This window comes from Anaerophaga thermohalophila str. Valhall (assembly GCF_000250735.1).
GTDB classification, from domain to species: Bacteria; Bacteroidota; Bacteroidia; order Bacteroidales; family Marinilabiliaceae; genus Anaerophaga; species Anaerophaga thermohalophila_A.
On the sequence record NZ_AHZV01000353.1, the window covers coordinates 21,476 to 28,076 of the forward strand.

Annotated in this window: 6 protein-coding genes and 2 tRNA genes; 4 read left to right on the forward strand and 4 right to left on the reverse strand. The window is 38.5% G+C overall.

Annotated features, from left to right (window positions below; translation table 11 throughout):
• The first annotated feature begins 294 nt into the window (after window positions 1–294).
• From OQ5_RS0118465 to OQ5_RS0118475, 3 genes are read left to right on the forward strand one after another with little or no spacing between them, the layout of a single operon-like run.
• Window positions 295–924, forward strand: coding sequence for a hypothetical protein (locus OQ5_RS0118465; RefSeq protein ID WP_016778911.1), 630 nt, complete (start codon window positions 295–297; stop codon window positions 922–924).
• On the forward strand, window positions 915–1,802 hold the full coding sequence (locus OQ5_RS0118470; RefSeq protein ID WP_016778912.1) for a DUF3822 family protein: 888 nt from the start codon (window positions 915–917) through the stop codon (window positions 1,800–1,802). The genes OQ5_RS0118465 and OQ5_RS0118470 overlap by 10 nt, the downstream gene beginning before the upstream one ends.
• Complete coding sequence (locus tag OQ5_RS0118475; RefSeq protein WP_016778913.1) at window positions 1,790–2,326, forward strand: RsmD family RNA methyltransferase; 537 nt, start codon at window positions 1,790–1,792, stop codon at window positions 2,324–2,326. The genes OQ5_RS0118470 and OQ5_RS0118475 overlap by 13 nt, the downstream gene beginning before the upstream one ends.
• Before the next feature lie 50 nt (window positions 2,327–2,376).
• Here OQ5_RS0118475 and OQ5_RS0118480 read toward each other — a convergent pair.
• From OQ5_RS0118480 to aroQ, 4 genes are all read right to left on the reverse strand, one after another.
• Window positions 2,377–2,451: transfer RNA gene (locus OQ5_RS0118480), tRNA-Asp, on the reverse strand.
• A gap of 29 nt (window positions 2,452–2,480) precedes the next feature.
• Window positions 2,481–2,557 (reverse strand) — tRNA-Asp (locus tag OQ5_RS0118485).
• Between the two features lie 120 nt (window positions 2,558–2,677).
• Entirely contained in the window at window positions 2,678–4,117 is a 1,440-nt protein-coding gene (pyk, locus tag OQ5_RS0118490; protein WP_016778914.1) for a pyruvate kinase, read from the reverse strand.
• Window positions 4,118–4,150: 33 nt separating this feature from the next.
• Window positions 4,151–4,570, reverse strand: coding sequence for a type II 3-dehydroquinate dehydratase (gene aroQ / locus OQ5_RS0118495; RefSeq protein WP_016778915.1), 420 nt, complete (start codon window positions 4,568–4,570; stop codon window positions 4,151–4,153).
• A gap of 920 nt (window positions 4,571–5,490) precedes the next feature.
• Between aroQ and xerD the strand changes: the two genes are divergently transcribed.
• Window positions 5,491–6,390, forward strand: a complete 900-nt coding sequence (xerD, locus tag OQ5_RS0118500; protein WP_016778916.1) for a site-specific tyrosine recombinase XerD — start codon at window positions 5,491–5,493, stop codon at window positions 6,388–6,390.
• Window positions 6,391–6,601 lie beyond the last annotated feature (211 nt).

Consider the following 6,601-nt stretch of genomic DNA (forward strand, 5'->3'; position numbering starts at 1 on the left):
AAACAGATATTCAGATAATCGCCTGACTGGTCAACCCATAGAGTGGCCGGCAATGGCACAAACAGTTAAAGAAAATGTTATCAATTTGATATTCAAAGTTATACAAAAAATATTCATAAAATTAATTCACGCTGCATTACAAGCGAGTTAAGAAATATTGTGATACAATAATCATCAAAAGAAAAAAACAGAAGCGAAAACAAAGATTTATGAATTATTTGGTATAAAGAAATGGCGGTTTGAATTTTTTTTTAAATTTGTGCAATTGAAACAAAAACAAAAATCCGAAAAATAATGAAAACAGCAATCCAGATTATTCTGACCATTGCCATCCTTGCGTTGGGATACTTGTGTTGGGAAAGCATTCAAAAGCCGGTAAGATTTAAAGAAGCCCACCAAATGCGGCAGGAGAAAGTAATTGAACGCCTCCAGGGCATTAGAGAAGCGCAGAGAGCATACAAATCGGTGTATGGAGAGTTTACCGGAAGTTTTGATACGTTGATCAACTTTATCAACAACGACTCGCTCCGGCTTATCCGCATGGAAGGAAGGTTGACCGACAGCATGATTGAGGAGGGAATGACCGAGCTGAAAGCCCTTAAAATGGGAATTATTCAACGCGATACCATTTACGTTTCCGTCAAAGATTCTCTTTTTGATGGAAATTTCGTAGCCGATTCACTCCGGTACGTTCCTTTTACCAACAAAGAAGAGTTTGAGATGGAAGCCACAACCATAGAAACGGCATCGGGTGTTGAAGTACCTGTTTTTGAAGCAAAGGTACACAACAATACTTATCTGAAAGGCCTTGATGAACAGCTTATTATCAACTTAAACGAAGAAGCCAAAGCTTACGAAAAATATCCCGGCCTCAAAGTGGGGTCACTCACCGAAGCAAACAACAGTGCCGGTAATTGGGAATAACCACAAATGTTTTAATTATGGTTCCCGACCTTTCGTTAGTTGACGAAACTTTTGACACCAATATTACACTGTCATATTTTTTATCCATCCAGGTGTGCCTGGATGGATTTTCTTTTTCTATTCTCGATCCTGTTAGAAATAAGTACATTCAATTCAGATACTTTTCTTTTCATCACAAGGTCAAAGAAACCGATCTGCCCGAACTCACAAACAAGATATTCGAACAAAACGAGCTTTTAAATCTCCCCTACAAAAAAGTTTTTATTCTCATTCCATCCCGTTTTTCAACACTGGTTCCATCAGGACTTTTCACTCCTGATGAGGCTGCCGGATGGCTCCGTTTCACACATGAGGTTCCGGAAAATCATAATATTGTGTTTTCTCAGATGAAGCTTGCCGACGCCTGGAATATTTTTGCCATCCCTTCTCAACTGGGTGATATCTTTAAACGCCAATTCCCCGAACCCTCCTTTTTTCAGCAATACATTCCTATGACCGAGACAAAACTTGCCATTAGCCGGCCAGGAGTAAGCAAAACACAATTAATTATCAACTTACAAAGTAATTATTTTGACATAGTAGTGATAGAAAAAAACAATCTCAAACTCAGCAATTCATTCCAGATAAGAGGTGAGAATGATTTGATCTATTACACCCTGTTTGTTTTCGAGCAATTGCAACTTCCGCCTTCCAATACCGAAATACAGCTTATCGGGGCCCACCCGGAATTCAATGTCATCAGGAAAACACTGGAGAAATACATAAAACATGTAAAACAACCCGGTTTGCCTTCGGGTTTCCAATACAGCTATCTTTTTAAAGATGTCCCCGGGCACCGGTTTCATAATTTGTTAAGTCTGGCATCATGCGTATCGTAAGCGGTCAACTAAAAGGCCGGCGATTTTCACCGCCGCCATCTTTTAAAGCCCGGCCAACTACCGATCAGGCAAGGGAGAGCCTTTTTAATATTCTCAACAATCTGATTGATTTTGAAAACGAGGAAGTACTGGATTTATTCAGTGGAACCGGGGCCGTTTCTTACGAATTTGCATCACGCGGATGTCTATCCGTTACTGCGATTGAGAAAAACTATGCGAATTTCAGTTTTATTAAAAAAACAGCAGCCGGATTCAACATTGATAATAATCTGAAAGTTATTAAAGCCGATGTATTCAAATTCATAGAAAAGAATAACAAGAAATACACATTCATTTTTGCCGACCCTCCTTTTGACTTACCCCAAATAGCAGAATTACCAGACATGGTAATGCATTCCGAAAGCTTAACAAAAGATGGCTTATTTGTCCTTGAACATGGGCCGGACAAGAATTTTGAAACCAATCCTTTCTTCTGGCAAAATCGACATTATGGCAAGGTCAATTTCTCCTTTTTTAAAGCATGAGAAAAAACGCAAAAAAGGGTCATCAGATTGATTTCTAATGACCCTTTTTGCGGTCTGGACGGGACTCGAACCCGCGACCTCCGGCGTGACAGGCCGGCATTCTAACCAACTAGAACTACCAGACCTAATTATGTGGTAGTAAATTTTTTCCGGTTGGCGGTCTGGACGGGACTCGAACCCGCGACCTCCGGCGTGACAGGCCGGCATTCTAACCAACTGAACTACCAGACCGGAAATGTATGCTTCCCTTTGTTTTTAAAGCGTTGCAAAGATAACGGTTCTTTTTAATTCTGCAATACTATTGATGTAGAAAATCCACTTTTTTTCCCACCTGTTATACCAGAAAAGACATCAACTATCTTTATCAGTTATCCGGTTATGTTTTTTCAACAATCCTTCCACGGTCATGATCTCAAGATAAGTGGTTCCCCCACCTATTCCGAAACTACCTCCGAGATAGGCAACAAGGTCATCATCCTGAATGGTATGGTATTTTTTTAAACGCATCAGGGTATTGCTCAAAATTTCACTTTTTGAACTGCCTGGTTCTGTAAGCTCTGGAAAGACCCCGTATGAAAGTGCCAGTTCGCGCCCTACACGTTTATTGTAACAAAGCGCAATCACAGGATTAGGTCCGCGAAAAGCGGCCAGATAACGAGCAGTTTTTCCCGTCAGACTATCTGTCAGTACTGTTTTTATATCCAGTTCTTTAGAAGCTTTTACAGCGGTGTCGGCAAGGTAAGCAGTAATATCATGCCCGACCACATCCACAGGAATATCATTCCGGCTATCTTTGGCAGCTTCCACTTCTTCAGCAATCCGTGACATGGTCTTAACCGACTCCACTGCATATTTCCCATAAGCGGTTTCTCCACTTAGCATAATTGCATCGGTGCGGTAATAAATAGCATTTGCAACATCGGTAACCTCTGCTCTGGTAGGACGAGGATTCTTGATCATGGAATGTAGCATTTGAGTAGCTACAATAACAGGCTTTTTAGCTTCTACACATTTACGAATCAATTGGCGCTGCAGCCCTGGTATTTTTTCCTGTGGAATCTCTATCCCGAGATCGCCCCTCGCAACCATAACACCATATACATGCTCAAGAATTTCATCAATCTTTTCAACGCCCTCCTGGTTTTCTATTTTTGCAATTATTTTAACCGGGCTGTCGTGATCATCAAGAATTTTCTGAATTTCAATAACATCTTCTTTGTTACGAACAAAAGAGTGAGCTATGAAATCAATATCGTTTTCAATGGCATACCGTATAAAACTTTTATCCCGTGCCGTTAAAGATGGCAAATTAATGCGTACACCCGGCACATTCACACTTTTTCGACTTCCAAGCACGCCATTATTTAGCACTTTACATAGTAGTCCGTTACTTTTTTTCTCAATGACTTCGAGTCCTATCTCCCCGTCGTCAATTAAAACAGTTGTACCTGCCGAAACATCATCGGCTATATGGGGATAAGATACGCATATCTTTTTGTTCGTGGTTCTTTCATCCGGCTCTCCTGAAAGAATAATTTGGTTTCCTGCCTTTAAGTCAATGTCATCATCTGCTACAGTTGTACGTACTTCAGGTCCCTTTGTATCAATAAGAATGGCGATTTCATCGGATACTTCCCTGATATTGGTAACAATCCTTGTTATGCCGTCGAAATCTAAATGAGCGGTATTCAATCTTGCTACATTCATCCCCGCCTCAAACAGGCTCCTGATAAACTCAACTTCACACCTTTTGTCAGAAATTGTTGCAACAATTTTGGTGAACTTCTTCATTCATTCTGATTTTAAATAAAATACTTCCTTTGATTATTGATTCAGTAACGCTTCAATGGCCAGCCGGTAAGAGTCAAGACCAAAGCCGCAAATAACACCTTTGCAAACCGGTGAGAGAAAAGAATGGTGTCTGAAATTTTCACGCTTAAAAACATTGGAGATATGCACTTCTATTACAGGAGCTTCAACAGCAGAAACAGCATCAGCCAAAGCGACAGAAGTGTGAGTGTAACCCCCTGCGTTCAGAATTATACCGAAATCTCCAAATCCATACTCATGAATTTTATTTATCAATTCCCCTTCAATATTGGATTGAAAGTAGTCAATTTGGGTTGAAGAAAATTTCTTTTGTAAAATATCAAGATACCGGTCGAAAGATTCCTTACCGTAAGTATCCGGCTCACGAGTACCCAATAAATTCAAATTCGGGCCATTAATAATCAGAATTTTCATTCGTATAATTTATTTATTAAGGTCGAATGGAACTCGCATGTAAGAACTTCCTTGCCATGCTCGTTTCATTCGTATAAAATTTGATTTTAAGGCTTAATAGAACTGGAATGTGAAGATTTAAACATATATTGAGGTAGACTCTGTCATATTCGTTTCATCTTACATCTTATATCTAACAAAACCACAAGCCGCTCAAAACATGTTATTTATGCAATTTTGTCAGCTTTTGAAATATGTCAGTACCTCTAAATCACTCCTATTGACTATTGACTAAAAACTATTGACTAAATTACTTATATCTAAAAATCTAATGATCTATTATGGCAATCTTTGCCATGCTCGTTTCATACAAAAATTTGTCTAAGTTATTGCTTCCCCCGACCTATCGGTAAACTTGCATGAATAATTTAATATATCAAAGTTTGGAAAATCGATATCATGCCGTTCCATTAAAACAGAAGCTTAACAGGGTGCAAAAATACGACATCATCATAAAATAAAAAACTGTGATCAATACTTTATACAAAAAACTGTCAAACAATTTATTGACTCTGGGCAAACAAATCTGACATCTAAGTGTTGTAACAATATATTACAAAATCTATTGATATGACAAAATATTTAAGAAAATATTTGCATTTACATAAAAAATTTTCGCAACTTTAACCAATGATAATTTCTTTGATTGTGTAGCCATTATTTAACCTTGAGTGTTCATAGTACACAAAAGTTAGATATTTAACATTTGAAAAACAAAAGTGAATACATATAGACTTTCGGTATAATAATTGTGATTATAGAAAATTCGTGCCGGGCTTTTACTGTATTTGGATTGTAAACACATGGAGAAGGCATCGGTTCTGATAACAATAACACTCTGCATAGCAATTTAAGGATTATTAATAAAAATGAACAGCGACATGAATTGGGAACAAGAAGTTAACGGGTTTAAGAACTACTTAAAAGTTGAAAAGGGTCTTTCAGATAATTCTATCCATGCTTACATTACAGACCTTCTTAAATTAGTTCAGTTTTTGAAAGAAAAAGGGTATGATGTTAGCCCGGAAAAGGTAAAGCTTGACCACCTGAAAGAGATGATGGAATGGGTGAATGACAAAGGCATCAGTCCACGGACACAAGCCCGGATTATTAGCGGTATTAAGTCGTTTTACAAGTATCTTCTCATTGAAGAAAAAGTAGATAAGGATCCTACAGCTCTGCTTGAAACACCAAAAGTTGGACGTAAACTTCCGGAAATCTTGTCGGTAGAGGAAATTGATACCATCATAAATGCTGTCGACACCAAAAAGCCCGAAGGCCAACGCAACAAAGCCATACTGGAAACATTATACAGTTGCGGCCTGCGTGTTTCAGAACTGATCGATCTGAAGATATCAAACCTCTTTTTCGAATCCGGTTTTGTGAAAATTGAAGGAAAAGGCAGTAAGGAAAGACTGGTTCCGATCAGCACCAAAGCCATAAAAGAGATCAACCTTTATCTGAGCGAATACCGGAGAAACTTAAGAATTCATCCCGACCATGAGGATATTCTTTTCCTCAACAGACGGGGTAAAAAATTATCGCGGGTTATGATTTTTACCATCATTAAAAACATCACCCGAAAACTCGGACTTGAGAAAAACATTAGTCCACACACTTTCCGCCACTCATTTGCCACACACTTGATCGACGGAGGAGCCAACCTGAGAGCAGTACAGGAAATGCTTGGGCATGAATCGATCATTACAACAGAAATTTATACGCACCTGGATAAAGAGTATCTCAAGAATACTATTATCCAGTATCATCCCAGATCGTAAACTCGCCTGGCATAATAGTTACCGCTGCATAATTCCTGCCCCTTAAAAAAATTGAAAACGTCTTCAACATGGTTTGAAAAGGTACTTTCAAAACTGTTGAAGACTTTTTTTTTAGTCCAATTTACTTTAACCTGCATTATTCATAAATTATCTATTACGATGCTCAACTATCGGCAAAACACAAGCGTCCTCATCAAATTTGATTTGATAA

What these genes read in the sequence shown, in the direction of transcription:
- OQ5_RS0118465 (WP_016778911.1), top strand. Translation starts at nt 295, where the DNA reads ATGAAAACAGCAATCCAGATTATTCTGACCATTGCCATCCTTGCGTTG.
- OQ5_RS0118475 (WP_016778913.1), top strand. Translation starts at nt 1,790, where the DNA reads ATGCGTATCGTAAGCGGTCAACTAAAAGGCCGGCGATTTTCACCGCCG.
- pyk (WP_016778914.1), bottom strand. Translation starts at nt 4,117, where the DNA reads ATGAAGAAGTTCACCAAAATTGTTGCAACAATTTCTGACAAAAGGTGT.
- aroQ (WP_016778915.1), bottom strand. Translation starts at nt 4,570, where the DNA reads ATGAAAATTCTGATTATTAATGGCCCGAATTTGAATTTATTGGGTACT.
- xerD (WP_016778916.1), top strand. Translation starts at nt 5,491, where the DNA reads ATGAATTGGGAACAAGAAGTTAACGGGTTTAAGAACTACTTAAAAGTT.